Consider the following 14,822-nt stretch of genomic DNA (forward strand, 5'->3'; position numbering starts at 1 on the left):
GTTGGTCTGTCTACTAAGTTAGTTTTTATTCTATTAAAATCACGTTTGGTATTGTGCATTTAACAATCATAAGAACTAAAACGATATAATAATAAATAAATTTACCTACTTTAGTCTTCTGATTTACTCGTTTTAACATACTATCAATGTCTCACTAAGAGACTCCCTAACTCAAAAAGGGATAATCGCAATAGATACCACCTATACTATCTATTGCTAGGATAGTTACATCTTTCTATAAATAGAACAATCATTTATTATACAACTGAATATGAAATCAATATGCCTATATGCATGCATATTTTTTATGGTATGCTGCAAACAAAAAAACGAGAGAAATATCATTATGGAACAAAATAGTAATAAACAAATAGTAATCAACTTTTATAAAAAAGTAATTGGAGAACAAGATCTTGAATATGCAAAAAAGATAGTTACAGAAAACTATATTCAGCACAATCCACAAGTAAAAACAGGAAAAGAAGGTTTGTTAGAAGCTATCACATATTTAAAAGAAATTCCCAAACCAAAAAAAGCTTTTAAGCCATTTATGCGAATCATAGCTGATCATAACTATGTAGTAGTGCATATGAATATTGAATTTAATGGACAGAAAAAAATCGTACTTGATCTTTTCAGGCTTGAAAATGGATTCATTGCCGAACATTGGGATGCTATTCAAAATGAATCAGAAATAAGTTTAAACGGAAACTCAGAAATAAAAGGTCCAATTGTTAGCGAAGATCAAGAGGCCACTTTAAAGAATAAAACAAGAGTTCAAGAGTTCACAAAACAAGTACTTATCAATAGAGATTTTGATGCCTTAAAAAAGTATATGGCTACAGATTTAATTCAACACAATCCAAACATGACTAATGGATTACATGATATGAAACAGTATTATCAAAAAAATAACATTCAAAAAGTATATAAAATAATAGGGCAAGGAAATTTTGTTGTAACTCAATCAAAGGGTATTGTAAATAATCAAGACAATGTGTTTTATGACATCTATCGATTAAAAAATGGATTAATAGTTGAGCATTGGTCTGTATCTCAAATAATCCCTGAAATAATGGCACATACCAATGGTATGCTTTAAAATGTGTAGAAATAATTCCTACATAATAATATAACTAGGCGATTAGTTTTTAATCAGAAACTAATCGCTTCTTTTGTTTTAGTTTTTAAAAATGTAAATTGTGAAAAACAAAAATGGCATATAGAAAGGTTAAAAAAAGTATTCCTGTTATGCATTATTTACTATAAAATAGTCTGTGACTCAAAATGAATTATATAATGAACTCAACTATGTAAATCATAGTAGAGAAAAACGTGCGTATTATGCGCAATTGGTCATTAGTACACCTGAATTAATGCCACACGTTTTGGATATTTTATTTAAAGTAAATGATCCTATCTCCAATAGAGCTGGATGGTTATTAGAATTTGTATGCAAAACAGATATCACCATGCTGTATCCATATTTAGATGTGTTTACAGAAAAAATGCATTCGGTATATCAAGATTCGGCGCTTCGACCTGTGGCTAAAATCTGTGAGTATCTTACATTATCCTATTATAAAAAGAAACATCCTGAAACCATCAAATACCTTACAAAGCTTCATAAAGAACGAATTACCGAAGCAGGATTTGATTGGTTAATTACCGAACAAAAAGTAGCTGTAAAAGCCTATACACTGACCTCTTTGTTTTTATTAGGCACTGAAATAGATTGGATTCATCCTGAACTCAAACGCATCATGGAAGATGATTATCATAAAGGAAGTGCAGCCTATAAAGCCAGATGCAGGCATATGTTTGAAGCATTAAAGAAATTTGAAAATCGATAACGCCTTTCTATTTACCCATCAACCAATTACCTACAGCGCATTGCAAACATTTGTTTTCTGAGCAATAGGCTGATTTTAGTTGTATCAATGCTTGAGACTGTAATGCATTTTTTGTTTTAGGGCGTATCTCATTATACTTTTTTATGATATTATTCTGCTCTGATTTTATAGCTGTCATAAAATCTAAAATCATATCGGTACATTCTTTTCCTATATACTGACTGTATGCAAATTTTATAGGGATAATAGTGTTAATCAATAAGAGATCAATAAAAGCTTTAGAAAGTTTTTTAACTCTCTTTTTCTGAGTTGTCGTAAAAGAATAATGTGTATCCCAATAGGTGGATGCCTCTACCTGAAGAATGGTATAGAAATTATTTAAATGCTCTACCTCCATGAGTTTCTGGAATAATCCTGGCACCTTATAATACAACATAGCTAGTTGCGAAAGCCTAATTGTTGGGAAGTTATCTGGTCGTAGTTTAAAAAACTGAATCGGTAGTATTCCTTCTGTATTTAATTGAAATTTATGATGTACAAATTCGTACTCTCCTTGTAATTGCAATACATAACTATCTACACTATCTTCTGACAACAACCCACCAGCGCCTAGTAATAATGCTTCTAACCGAAACGGTTCTTGAGCACATTTTCTAATAATGGTAAAGTCTATATGTGTTGCTAATGATTGAAATGAAGGACCGTTTACTTTGGTACCAAACGAACGCATCAGCATCACAAACAATACTCCTTCCCAATCGTTATTAGATTGCGATAATATTTCTTTTATAGCTGTTGTTTTTCGTTCTAAACGTTCTAAATACAAGCGTTCATGCCAGTGATTCCAAATAGGATCAGGAACCTCAGAAAGTGTTGCTTCACAATTAATCCATTTTTTAGATTGGTTTTCAAAAAGCGTTGCATAATTATTGAGTGCATCTTGAGTTACATAATCTTTTAATTGTAAAGTAGGAATGGGTGTATTATCCGATCTATAAACATCTACATCATGTTCCCAAACCACATGGAGAATTACATTATTGTATGCCGCATCGGTTTCATGACCATGTGCATACCAATCTGAAGATTTGATGTGAATTTCTACATTTCCTGCCCATTCTTGATCACCTATAGCGAGACGAGCATTAAAAAAGTCAGGACCAGCAAGATGATTATGGTCCCCTAGTTTGATAATCGTTATAGAAGTGTTGCTTGTTGTTTTTGCTTTCGCGAAAGCAAACTTTTTATATTTCCATAAGTAATGTAAAAAATCTTCACGCATCTTGTGAAGATACGTGAAAATATATTTTTTTTACAACTGCAACTACTACGTTTTTAAGAGATAACGATTTTAAATTGCACTTATAATATCATGCTTTGTTATGATATGATGTTTACCATTTCCTAAATCAACAAGTACTGCATTGTTTTCTTTGGTAATTAATTTTGAAACCTCTGCAATAGGTGTCGTTGCACTTACTATTGGATAAGGAGCTCCCATCACTTCTTTGATAGGCATTTCGGCAATATCATTATTTTCTAAATATGCTCTAAAAAGGTCTGCTTCATCTACACTTCCTACCATTCCTGTAGTATCTGCTACTGGGATTTGTGAAATTTTAAAAGCGCGCATACGCTCTATAGCGTGAGAAACCAATTCTTCTGTTTTTACAGTAATTAATGGTTTATCAATATGATTTTTAATTAAATCTTTAGCTACAGTAATCTCTTCTTCTAAGAATCCTCGCTCACGCATCCAATCATCATTGAACATCTTTCCTACATATCTACTTCCGTGATCATGGAATAAAACAACCACGACATCACCAGGTCCAAATTTACCTTCTTCATTCAATTGTAGTAATCCTTTAATAGCAGATCCAGCTGAGTTTCCTAAGAACATTCCTTCTTCTTTCGCAAGACGACGTGTATACACAGCAGCATCTTTATCGGTCACTTTTGTAAACCCATCTATAATGTCAAAATTCACATTCTCTGGAAGGATATCTTCTCCAATACCTTCTGTGATATATGGATATATTTCATTTTCATCAAAGACACCTGTTTCGTGATATTTTTTAAATACAGAACCATAGGTATCTACTCCCCATACTTTTACATTAGGGTTTTGTTCTTTAAGATATTTTCCTACTCCAGAAATAGTACCTCCTGTTCCCACACCAACAATAAAGTGTGTTACTTTCCCTTCTGTTTGTTCCCATATTTCTGGTCCCGTACTTTGGTAATGCGCCTTTGCATTACTAGGGTTATCATATTGGTTTACATACCAACTATTTGGTGTTTCTGTAGAAAGGCGTTTTGAAACAGAATAATAACTACGAGGGTCTTCTGGCTCTACATTGGTAGGACATACGACTACTTCACTTCCCACTGCTCGTAGGATATCCATTTTTTCTTTAGACTGCTTATCAGAAATTACGCATACCATCTTATATCCTTTAATGATAGCAGCAAGGGCTAGTCCCATTCCTGTATTTCCAGAAGTACCTTCTATAATAGTACCACCTGGTTGTAGACGTCCATCTGCTTCTGCATCTTCAATCATCTGTAATGCCATACGATCCTTTACCGAGTTTCCAGGGTTAAAGGTTTCATATTTAGCTAGTACAAGTGCAGGAACATCCTTTACAAGTGCATTCATCTTCACCATAGGTGTGTTCCCTATAGTTCCTAATATATTTTCAGCGTAATCCATACTCTTTTTTTGAGATTGCAAAGATACTTAGTACTTCTTGAAATTAGAATTAATATCATATAAAACTCATATGCAATAAAAAATCCTGTGTACTTCTCAGGAAGCACACAGGATCTATAGTTTTATAAACTGTAATGATATACTATTTTGCAATATTTACAGCTCTTGTTTCTCGTATCACAGTTACTTTTACTTGACCCGGATACGTCATATCTGTTTGAATTTTCTGAGAAATTTCAAAAGAAAGCGCCGCTGCCTTTTCATCATTTACTTTTTCACTTTCGACAATCACACGAAGTTCTCTACCGGCTTGAATAGCATATGCTTTTTTAACGCCGCCAAAACCAAAAGCAATATCTTCTAGATCTTTGAGACGTTGTATATAGGAATCTAGTACTTGTCGCCTTGCTCCTGGACGCGCTCCACTTATGGCATCACACACCTGAACAATAGGTGATAATAAAGATGTCATTTCTATCTCATCGTGGTGTGCTCCAATAGCATTACAAACATCTGGTTTTTCACCATGTTTTTCTGCCCATTGCATTCCAAGAATAGCATGCGGAGTTTCTGTTTCTGTATCTGGCACTTTTCCTATATCGTGTAGTAAACCTGCTCTTCTCGCAAGTTTTGGATTTACACCCAATTCTGCTGCCATTACAGAGCAAAGTTTTGCTACTTCCCTACTATGTTGTAATAAGTTCTGTCCATAAGAAGATCTATATTTCATTCTTCCTACTGCCTTGATTAATTCTGGATGTAATCCATGAATACCTAGATCTATCACGGTACGTTTTCCAACTTCTACAATCTCTTGCTCTATTTGTTTTGTTGTTTTACGAACAACTTCTTCAATACGAGCTGGGTGAATACGTCCATCTGTCACAAGCTTATGTAATGATAGTCTTGCTATCTCTCTACGCACACTATCAAAACAGGATAAAATAATAGCATCTGGAGTATCATCTACAATAATTTCTACTCCTGTTGCGGCTTCAATAGCACGTATATTTCTTCCTTCTCTACCAATGATTCTACCTTTTACATCGTCACTTTCTAGGTTAAAAACAGAAACACAGTTTTCTACGGCTTCTTCTGTCCCTATACGCTGTATGGTATTTATAACAATTTTTCTAGCCTCTTGTTCAGCTGTCATTTTAGCTTCTTCCATAGCCGTTTGGATATGAGCCATAGCATCTGTCTTAGCTTGTGCTTTAAGAGACTCTACAAGTTGTTCTTTAGCTACATCGGCAGATAGTCCAGAAATCACTTCTAATTGCTGCACTTTGCTTTTATGTATCTTATCTATTTCTGATTGCTTCTTTTCTAGATAAGCTATTCTATTATTGTAGTCTTTTACTTTGTCTTCAAGACTTTGATTTAGTTTTTTATTTCTTGAAAGCTCACTACTTACTTGTGATTCTTTATCTCTAGTTCGTTTTTCTGCTTCAGAAATCTTTTTATCCCTATTAAGAATTACTTTTTCGTGCTCTGATTTAAGTTCTATAAACTTTTCTTTTGCTTGTAATATTTTGTCTTTTCTTGTTGCTTCAGCTTCAATTTTTGCTTCTTTAATGATGCTTTGCGCATTCTTCTTTGCATTTTTAACTACTTGAGAAGCATTATTACGCTCCAATAGTTTTGCTATAAGAAACCCAATAATGAGGGCAACAACACCCACAATTAACGCGAGTAAATTTTCTTCCATATTCATTTTTATATATCGATACTCTTAATAAAGAGTAATACAATGGTTAATATTAAAGGTATACACTACCTTTTCAGTTGGTTATTCCCTAAAAATAGGGTATAAAAAAAGCCTGCATTAGTTGGGTTTTTGTATAAACTCCTAAATAAAAGGATTAGAGCTAGAGGACTGATCAAGAATCCGTGACGAAGACGGCGCGCTTTTACAATCCAGATTCACTCTTTACAAAAATATATCTGTTGAGTTTATCAAAAAAAGACCAATGCAGGCAGTAATATGCTGTATGTAAAGAACGTTATAATTGCTCATCCAAGAGAGCACTCAATGCTTCTAAACGCTTTGAGATTTCTTCTTGATTTGAGTTTTTATCTATATTTTTTTGGGTAGCCTGAGATGCAAATTGCAAGGCACACATCGCCAGTACATCCTGTTTATCTCTAACGGCATAACTTTGCTCAAATTGTTTAATCATAGCATCTATTTTTTTTGCAGCTTTACGCAACCCTTCCTCTTGTTGTACAGGAATAGTAAGCGGATACACGCGATCTGCAATAGATAATTTAATTTTAAGCTTTTCAGACATAAAATTTCCTTTTATTCAGAAAGTGACACCATACAAGCATCTATCTCTCTAATTAAGGTGTTTATTTTGAGCTTGGTTTCCCTTTTATAATCGTTACTGCCTAGTAATGCATTTGCTGCTTTGAGTGTATTAATCTCTTTTTGTCTTTCTTCTAGAGTATCTTTGAGATTTTTATTCTCGGCATCTAATGATGCAATGGTTCCCTCTAGAAGTTCGTGTCTTTCCTTAAGCGCTTGATAGTGCTTCAATAAAGTATCAATTCTATGCTCTAGAGAATCAACAACTTCTATAAGATTACTCATATTAACAATACATATACTACGTAACACAAAGTTAACATTAGTGTGATAGAATAACAACTCGAAACGTTAAAATTTCAAATAGATTATAAGTAATTACATTACAGATAGTTACATGTTAATTAAAATCAATTATACGCTTTCGCGAAAGCGTACCCAACCACATAGCCTAAAGTCTACCTTTAATTCTTATTTTTGAAGCTTAAAACAACTACTTGTGTCTTTTACTAAAACTACAGAGCAAAATTCTCATTATGACCATTTGGAAACAATGTCTGTTTCAGACATAATTACCCATATAAATAATGAAGATAAAACGGTTCCTTTGGCAATAGAAAAAGCGTTACCAGAAATTGAGACGCTTATTCATCAGGTTGTCCTAAGATTAAAAAAAGGAGGCCGTCTATTTTACCTTGGGGCTGGAACCAGTGGTCGTTTAGGTATTGTAGATGCTTCAGAATGCCCTCCTACTTTTGGTGTGTCTCATGAGTTAGTAATTGGTCTTATTGCTGGAGGTGATGATGCCATTCGAAACGCAGTAGAGTTTGCAGAAGATAGTAAAGAACAAGGTTGGAAAGATCTGGAAGCATATTCGATCACCGAAAATGATTTTGTCATTGGGATTGCCGCTTCTGGAACTACTCCTTATGTTATTGGAGCTTTAGAAGTTTGTAATACTAAAAATATAGGAACAGGGTGTATTACTTGCAACCACAAAAGCCCATTATCGCTTACAGCTACCTATCCTATCGAAGTTATTGTTGGACCTGAATTTGTGACAGGAAGTTCTCGAATGAAGGCTGGAACAGCTCAAAAATTAGTGCTAAATATGATCTCTACCGCCACTATGATTCAATTAGGGAAGGTAAAAGGTAATAAGATGGTAGATATGCAATTAAGTAATCATAAGCTTGTAAATAGAGGGACACGCATGATTATGGAAGCTTTACATATTGAAGAATCTTTAGCTAATGAATTACTTCTTAAATATGGGAGTGTACGAAATGCAATAAATAAGTATGAGCACAAATAAAGAAACATTACTAAAAGGCATTAAAATTATGGGAGGCACATTAGCCTTACTAATTGCAGCGCCCCTTATTCTTAATTCCTCATTTAAGAATCAAGATCATCCATTTTTTATTCCAGTATTAGGAATAGGAATTATTTGTTTAATTGGTGCTATCTATTTTGGTTTTAAGGGAATTAAAACACTTATGAAGGCTTTATTTAATGAGTAAGCTTATATCCCTTCTCTCTTAGGAACTGGTGTAGAGGGATTGTATCCAAAACCAGGGATTACCACTTCTACATTTAAAGTTTGTAGCATATAACTTATAATTGCATAATGATGCGTGGCATGTGTATTTGCTTGTGCTAGGATACTTTCTAAAGTATACATGATTGTTACCTTTCCATCACCTAAATTATCTGTCACATGTAATAAGTAATCGGTATTTACATCTACATATGAAGCTAGTCGTTGTTGTATTTCTCTTATATGATTTTTGGCAGCTTCTGGATTGGTAGAGATAATTTCATCGCGCTTACGAGCCGTCAAATCAATATCATTTTCTTGAATACCATGTATAATACAATCAAAAAAATCTAACGCATGTCTTACATGAGATCCTATACTACTATAATAAGGACCTACAGTCACATCTGTATATATATTAGTATCTATAGCATCGATTAAAGAAATGGCATTATTTAAGTTATTGTTTATAGCAGATATTACTGAAGCGCGCATAAATTTTTGTTAGATTGATTGTAAATATAGGGTAAATTAACGGTTCTGTCGTTTAGATCATACATCGCTTGCACTTTCTAAAAACTTTTTTCAAATAAAAAACGTTTAGTTATTAGAATTGGTTATTTTAAAAGGTAAGTTGACACACTACTGTAAGCAAGATACTCGTATAGAGACTTATATTTTTTAATCACCTATCATTATTTCTTATATTATATTTTATGAAAACTATATACACCTTTATTTTAAGTTTAAGTTGCTTACTAACATTTGCACAAGAAACTATTGAATACCCTTCTAAAGATGGATTACTAATTACTGCCGACTTATATGAAGCTTCTAATAGTGATACCTTTATTCTTCTTTTTCATCAAGCAGGTTGGAGTCGTGGAGAATACAAAGAAACTGCTCCAAAATTAAATGCATTAGGGTATACATGCTTAGCTGTAGATCAACGTTCTGGAGGAGAGGTTAATGACATAACAAATGAAACTAATAAAAGAGCACAAAAAGCAGGAAAGAAAACAGCATATATAGATGCATTCCAAGATATAGAAGCTACCGTTTCTTATGTTAAAAAAACATATAACCCAAAAAAAATAATCATCTGGGGAAGTTCTTACTCTTCTTCATTAGTTTTAAAATATGCTGGCGATTATCCTAATTCAGTGCAAGCTGTAGTATCGTTTTCTCCTGGAGAATATTTTGAAAATAAAAGTTTTATTACTTCTAGTGCAAAATCTATCCAAATCCCAACTTTTATTACTTCAGGTAAAAACGAAGTGAAGTCTTGGGCACATATGTATAATGTAATTCCAACAAAAGCAAAACAATCATACATTCCTAAAACAAAAGGGAATCATGGTTCTAGAGCCTTATGGAATACCTTTGATGATAGTAAAGGATATTGGGACGCGGTACAAAAATTCTTAAAAAACATCTAGTTATAAATCATTTCAAACAAGAAAAGGCTATCAAAAACTGATAGCCTTTTCTTATTAAAGATATTACTAGCTTAAGCTTTCTCTTGTTTTACCATTTCTAAACGACAATCTATACGAACTTCTTTTCCTAAAATATAACCACCTGCTTCCATAGCTGCATTATATTTAAGGCCAAAATCATAACGATCTATCTCACCAGTTATACGCAAACCAGCTCTGGTACCAAAGTTACCTTGAGTTATAATTCCTCCAAACCTAGCATCTAATGTCACTTCTTTAGTTACGCCATGCATCGTAAACATACCTGTAACTTCATATTTCTTACCTGAGATATGCTTAAAGCTATTTACTTTAAATGTGATTTCAGGATATTTTTCTGAATCAAAAAAGTCGGCACTACGCAAATGATTATCTCTTCTTTCATTTTTAGTATCTACACTTGTTGTCTGAATAGTAATATCAAATGTTGCATCAGAAAAATCTGATTTATCAGCCTTAATAGTAGCTTCATACTCATTAAAAGTTCCTTCTGTTTGTGATACCACTAGATGGTCTATATCAAAACCGATAGAAGAATGGGATTTATCTATAACCCAAGTGGTTTGCTGTGCATAAGAAACTACTGATAGTATTGCGAATAGTAATGTGCTAAACCTTTTCAAATAATTATTTTTCATTTTGTAACTGTTTTTAATTATATAATTAGTCAATCTTAACTCTATGTCGAAATAGAAGTTTAAAACAAACATTTTTAAAACTGATACTTCACACCTAATTGTGCTCTCCATCTAGAGTTTTGCAAATCTGTTACATACGGAGAAGTTCCTTCTGGAATATTAAATTGAAATTGTGGTTCGTTATCGACAATACCTCTAAAATTAAGTAAACTAAAACTTGAATTCACTACGTTAGGAACAAATACTAACTGCCCCCAATTTTTATTAATAAAATTAAAAACATTAAGCATATCAAAAGATATTCCTATAGAATGTCCATTCTCAAAACTATGGGCATATTCTAATTTCATATCTAACTCATGATTCCATGGCGTTCTAGCTCCATTCCGCTCTGCTATTTGCCCTCTACGTTCTCTTAAATAAGAGTCATTTTCAATAAATGTATTTAAACGCTCCCATTGTTGAGCCGCTGTAGTCACTACAGTTCCATTTGTATCTACAATATCAATTAAGTTAATTTCTGATGCGTTTCTAGGTACATAAATCACATCATTCCTAGAAGATCCATCTTGATTAAGGTCCCCTTGATATACATAAGAAAAAGGGCTTCCTGCTCTTCCATTATATAAAAAAGAAACAAATCCTTGATTATTGGAATCAATTTGAAAACTATACGATTGACTACTTACTATTTTATGTCTTAAATCAAAATTTGAAAAAGATAACCCAGGATTATTACCAAAAACAGCTTGATTCCATTCAAAATTAGCTGCCGGGGAATTACGCACTGTACTGGAAATATCTTTACTTACTCCGTAGGTATACCCTACATATCCATTATACCCTCCAATATCTTTAGAAACACCTGCAGTCACATTATACCTGTAGCCTTTATCTGTATTAGTTAATAAAAAAACGTTTGTAAAGTTTGAATTGATCTTTATGTCATCACCTGTTTCTAAAAAGTATGGACGATTATCTGCTCCTTCAAAATTCCCAAGTGTTTCTCTTCTATTTATAGATTGAAAGAAAATACCTTTTACTACTTCTGTATAGGTTCCTTCTAGGTTTAAAGTCCATTTTTTGGGAAGTTTTGCTTGAAAAGCTATGTTTGTTTTCCAATCTCTCGGCAATGTAAAATTAGTATCAATAAGATTGATTTCTGTAAGATTAGGTTGCACCTCTCTTAAATCACCTAAATTTTCTGTAAGTGTAACAGACTCTTCTGGCCTAATATCTATATTAAAATATTCAGTACCAGAAATGTATTCTGCATATGCAAACCATAGATAGGGAATTCGACCAGAAAATAATCCTGTCCCCCCTCGTAAGGTATATTTTCCATTTTCATCTATTTTGTAATTAAAGCCTACTCGAGGGTTTAATTGAGGCGCAGCAGATATTTTATTATCAAATTGACTAAAAGCGGGTGTGTTTTGAACTTCTTGACTAATCGGTAATGGATCTGTTAAATATTGTCCATCCAAACGTATACCGGCAGTAATAGTAAATTGATCATTAACACGAAGTTTATCCTGAATATAGACTGCTGCTTCTAATACGTTGACCGTTGCTGAAGGCTCACTACTCACAAAATCAAAATCGTTATTAATAATATTATATACTCCTCGTATTCGTCTTGGTGTATCATTGAGGAAATCATCTACAGATCCATATTCCCACCTACCATTCCATGCAGATAAGAATCCATAATCGATGTTATTAAATTGTGCAAAACCGCCTGCAGTAATAGTATGGTTATTTTTAGAATATGTAAAGGTGTCTGAAATTTGAAAAGTAGAAAAATCTGTATCATACACTGATGCCTCTCTATAGGTTCCTGCAAAAATTCGTCCAGCAGAAGTCGTTGCTATCTGAATATGCGGAAAAACACGTCCATCAAATTCACGGTTTTCCTTTACTGTATTATATCCGATAGATAGCTTATTTGTACTACCATTATTAAAGTTTGATTTAAGTTCTAAAGCTAGACTATTTGCAATACTATTATGACGATATCCCTGATTTCCAAAATTAAAGATGGTACTATTCCATTCTAGGTTATCTGCATAACTATTCACATAATTATTTCTTAGCGTAAGCTTATGATTTCTAGATAAGTTATAATCCAATCTAGCAAATAACTTTGTACTTGCAGTTTTTACAGACGCTTCTCTGAAAGCACCTGGATCATAATCATACACATTAACTAATCGATCTCTAATAGCTAATACATCTTCTATTTCAATGTCTGATGTTTCACTTCCGGGAGCATTTAAAACTGGAGTATCTGATAATGCCTGTTCAAAATTTACATAATAAAACAACTTATCTTTTACTATAGCCCCGCCTACACCTGCTCCAAATTGAAGATCATAAAAAGATGAAACCTGTTGCTCTACTCCATTTGCAAAACGCCCAATCAACGCTTGATTATTTCCATAAATATAAGCTTCTCCTTTTGTTGTATTTGTACCATTTTTAGTCACTAGATTAATACTAGCACCATTAAAATTACCAAGACTTACATCAAAAGGGCTTAATTTTACTGAGATTTGTTTTACAGCGCCTAAACCTATAGGTTGAGATCGTGACAAACTTCCTGGCGAACCATTTGCAGATGAACCAGAAGCACCACTTGCAGGTTCTTGAAAACCTACTACATCATTATTAGCAATTCCGTCGATAGTAAGATTATTAAAGCGATTACTTGCGCCTCCAAAGGAATTCAAATTATTTTCAGGTAAATTCTTAGTCAAATCTTGAATACTCCTATTTATGGTAGGTGTAGACTGTAACTCTTTTTTTCCTAATAAAGTTTCATTTCCATTTTTTTGTTTTTGTCCTTTTGTAGTGAGTACAATTTCATCTAAAGTCTCATTTTCTTCTATAAGCACAAAGTTTTTAACTGTAACTACCCCCAGGTGTACTTCTATAAAAGGTTCTGTAATTGTTTTATATCCTAAAAAAGAAACTGTCATTTCGTATGAACTTCCTGGAGGTAAATTTGTAAAACTGTAAAATCCATTTTCTTGAGAAATTACGCCATATTTATAATTAGTTTCCGTATCTATCACTGTAATCGTTGCAAAAGATATCGGTGATTTATTAGAGTCTTCAAGGATTCCCTGAAGTGTTCCTGTGGTTTCTTGTCCGTATACAAAAGCACAAGCAAATAAAGCTACAAAAATGTAGAGTATATTTTTCATTCTTAAAAGATTAGAAATAAAAGTGTGTAAATGAGTATACGCTTTCGCGAAAGCGTACTCTTATTTAATCACTATAGAGAATTATTTTAAAAAAGCTATTATCTAAAAAGCTTTAAAGGAGAGCCTCGTGTACCAAGTATATATTGATATACAAATGAGGTTAAAAGTTTATTCTCGAAAAATATATTATTAGCTATAGAGCGTAATGAAGAAAGCAAAAGAATTGTAAACTGAGCTAAATCTCCAAGTTCTATTAGTTTTATCTTTAATAAATCTTGAAAACTATCAACATCGTAAAGTGTACGTAAACAAAAAACATTGGTAGCTTTTTGATGCATCAATTTTAAAAACGAACTACTTAATTGTGAATCTTCCCAAGCTAATTTTTGGAACTCATCTCTATCAAAAGATTTTTTAGAAATACCAATAAGATACAAACCTCCGTCTTTAGATAGCCCTATAACATTTGTATCATTTTTAAGACATTTAGAAGTATCCTTAAGTATTTTGGAAGTCAGCCCTGGAGTATCATTACCTATAATAATAACATTTTGATATCCTTTATCAAAAATTGCTTGTGTAGCATGAGTTATACGGTCTCCAAAAGTATTTCCTTGCTGTAGATATTCATCAAAATGATAATAATCTAACCCTGTATTTTTTACTTTATTTAAAGTTGATATATGAAGTACTTCTCCTAAACTTTGCAATGCCATAAATGGCTTGCGCTTATTCTCTGCTTCTTTGGAAAGAGCAAAAATAAGTATAGCAGTATCAAAATAGTTACTTTTCAAGTAGTGGTTCCTAGATAGATTGTTTAGTGTACTTATGTCTAATATAAAGCATATATCTTACACAATTTTTAAAAAATATTTTTAAGTTGTATTAAATCGCTTCGATGTAGTACTCTCTTCATAAAGTCATAAAATCTTAATGTAGCATATATTTTAAAACAAAAAACCCTCACCAAATAAATGATGAGGGTTTAAAAAGGCGGCGACCTACTCTCCCACGATTGTAGTACCATCGGCGCTGGCGGGCTTAACTTCTCTGTTCGGAATGGGAAGAGGTGAGCCCCGT

At 32.9% G+C, this 14,822-nt stretch carries 14 protein-coding genes, 1 rRNA gene and 1 other RNA gene; 5 read left to right on the forward strand and 11 right to left on the reverse strand.

Going from position 1 to position 14,822, the window contains the following annotated elements:
- Window positions 1-346: 346 nt before the first annotated feature.
- Entirely contained in the window at window positions 347-1,102 is a 756-nt protein-coding gene (locus CHB80_RS20965) for a nuclear transport factor 2 family protein (RefSeq protein ID WP_089373465.1), read from the forward strand.
- Between the two features lie 175 nt (window positions 1,103-1,277).
- On the forward strand, window positions 1,278-1,853 hold the full coding sequence (locus tag CHB80_RS20970) for an adenylosuccinate lyase (RefSeq protein WP_089373466.1): 576 nt from the start codon (window positions 1,278-1,280) through the stop codon (window positions 1,851-1,853).
- A 7-nt stretch (window positions 1,854-1,860) separates the two neighbouring features.
- Here the strand turns inward: CHB80_RS20970 and CHB80_RS20975 are convergent, their stop codons facing one another.
- From CHB80_RS20975 to CHB80_RS21000, 6 genes are all read right to left on the reverse strand, one after another.
- Window positions 1,861-3,135, reverse strand: coding sequence for a DUF2851 family protein (locus CHB80_RS20975; protein ID WP_089373467.1), 1,275 nt, complete (start codon window positions 3,133-3,135; stop codon window positions 1,861-1,863).
- 69 nt (window positions 3,136-3,204) lie between these two features.
- A complete protein-coding gene (locus CHB80_RS20980; protein ID WP_089373468.1) occupies window positions 3,205-4,569 on the reverse strand; it encodes a pyridoxal-phosphate dependent enzyme in 1,365 nt (454 codons plus the stop codon).
- Between the two features lie 142 nt (window positions 4,570-4,711).
- Window positions 4,712-6,277, reverse strand: coding sequence for a ribonuclease Y (gene rny / locus CHB80_RS20985; protein WP_089373469.1), 1,566 nt, complete (start codon window positions 6,275-6,277; stop codon window positions 4,712-4,714).
- A 135-nt stretch (window positions 6,278-6,412) separates the two neighbouring features.
- Window positions 6,413-6,522: non-coding RNA, 6S RNA (gene ssrS / locus CHB80_RS20990), on the reverse strand.
- Window positions 6,523-6,572: 50 nt separating this feature from the next.
- A complete protein-coding gene (locus CHB80_RS20995; RefSeq protein WP_089373470.1) occupies window positions 6,573-6,860 on the reverse strand; it encodes a cell division protein ZapA in 288 nt (95 codons plus the stop codon).
- 11 nt (window positions 6,861-6,871) lie between these two features.
- Window positions 6,872-7,162 carry a hypothetical protein gene (locus CHB80_RS21000; protein WP_089373471.1) on the reverse strand — a complete coding sequence of 97 codons (291 nt, stop codon included), beginning with the start codon at window positions 7,160-7,162 and terminating at the stop codon, window positions 6,872-6,874.
- A 214-nt stretch (window positions 7,163-7,376) separates the two neighbouring features.
- Here CHB80_RS21000 and murQ point away from each other — a divergent pair, with 214 nt between their 5' ends.
- Together murQ and CHB80_RS21010 are read left to right on the forward strand one after the other, a co-directional pair.
- Window positions 7,377-8,192, forward strand: a complete 816-nt coding sequence (gene murQ, locus CHB80_RS21005) for an N-acetylmuramic acid 6-phosphate etherase (RefSeq protein WP_089373472.1) — start codon at window positions 7,377-7,379, stop codon at window positions 8,190-8,192.
- Complete coding sequence (locus CHB80_RS21010; RefSeq protein WP_089373473.1) at window positions 8,179-8,400, forward strand: DUF6095 family protein; 222 nt, start codon at window positions 8,179-8,181, stop codon at window positions 8,398-8,400. The genes murQ and CHB80_RS21010 overlap by 14 nt, the downstream gene beginning before the upstream one ends.
- Window positions 8,401-8,402: 2 nt before the next feature.
- Here the strand turns inward: CHB80_RS21010 and CHB80_RS21015 are convergent, their stop codons facing one another.
- Complete coding sequence (locus CHB80_RS21015; RefSeq protein WP_089373474.1) at window positions 8,403-8,912, reverse strand: DinB family protein; 510 nt, start codon at window positions 8,910-8,912, stop codon at window positions 8,403-8,405.
- 221 nt (window positions 8,913-9,133) lie between these two features.
- Between CHB80_RS21015 and CHB80_RS21020 the strand changes: the two genes are divergently transcribed.
- Entirely contained in the window at window positions 9,134-9,856 is a 723-nt protein-coding gene (locus CHB80_RS21020) for an alpha/beta hydrolase (RefSeq protein WP_089373475.1), read from the forward strand.
- A 71-nt stretch (window positions 9,857-9,927) separates the two neighbouring features.
- On the opposite strand, the gene CHB80_RS21025 is transcribed toward CHB80_RS21020, so the two are convergent.
- The 4 genes from CHB80_RS21025 to rrf all read right to left on the reverse strand — a co-directional run.
- Window positions 9,928-10,533: a YceI family protein gene (locus tag CHB80_RS21025; protein ID WP_089373476.1), complete on the reverse strand. Its 606-nt coding sequence runs from the start codon at window positions 10,531-10,533 to the stop codon at window positions 9,928-9,930.
- 74 nt (window positions 10,534-10,607) lie between these two features.
- On the reverse strand, window positions 10,608-13,742 hold the full coding sequence (locus tag CHB80_RS21030) for a TonB-dependent receptor (protein WP_089373477.1): 3,135 nt from the start codon (window positions 13,740-13,742) through the stop codon (window positions 10,608-10,610).
- A gap of 98 nt (window positions 13,743-13,840) precedes the next feature.
- A complete protein-coding gene (locus CHB80_RS21035; protein WP_089373478.1) occupies window positions 13,841-14,536 on the reverse strand; it encodes a TIGR04282 family arsenosugar biosynthesis glycosyltransferase in 696 nt (231 codons plus the stop codon).
- 194 nt (window positions 14,537-14,730) lie between these two features.
- Window positions 14,731-14,822, reverse strand: a 5S ribosomal RNA gene (gene rrf / locus CHB80_RS21040); the annotation flags it as partial.

The sequence above is a fragment of the Dokdonia pacifica genome (assembly GCF_900188275.1).
Taxonomy (GTDB): Bacteria; Bacteroidota; Bacteroidia; order Flavobacteriales; family Flavobacteriaceae; genus Dokdonia; species Dokdonia pacifica.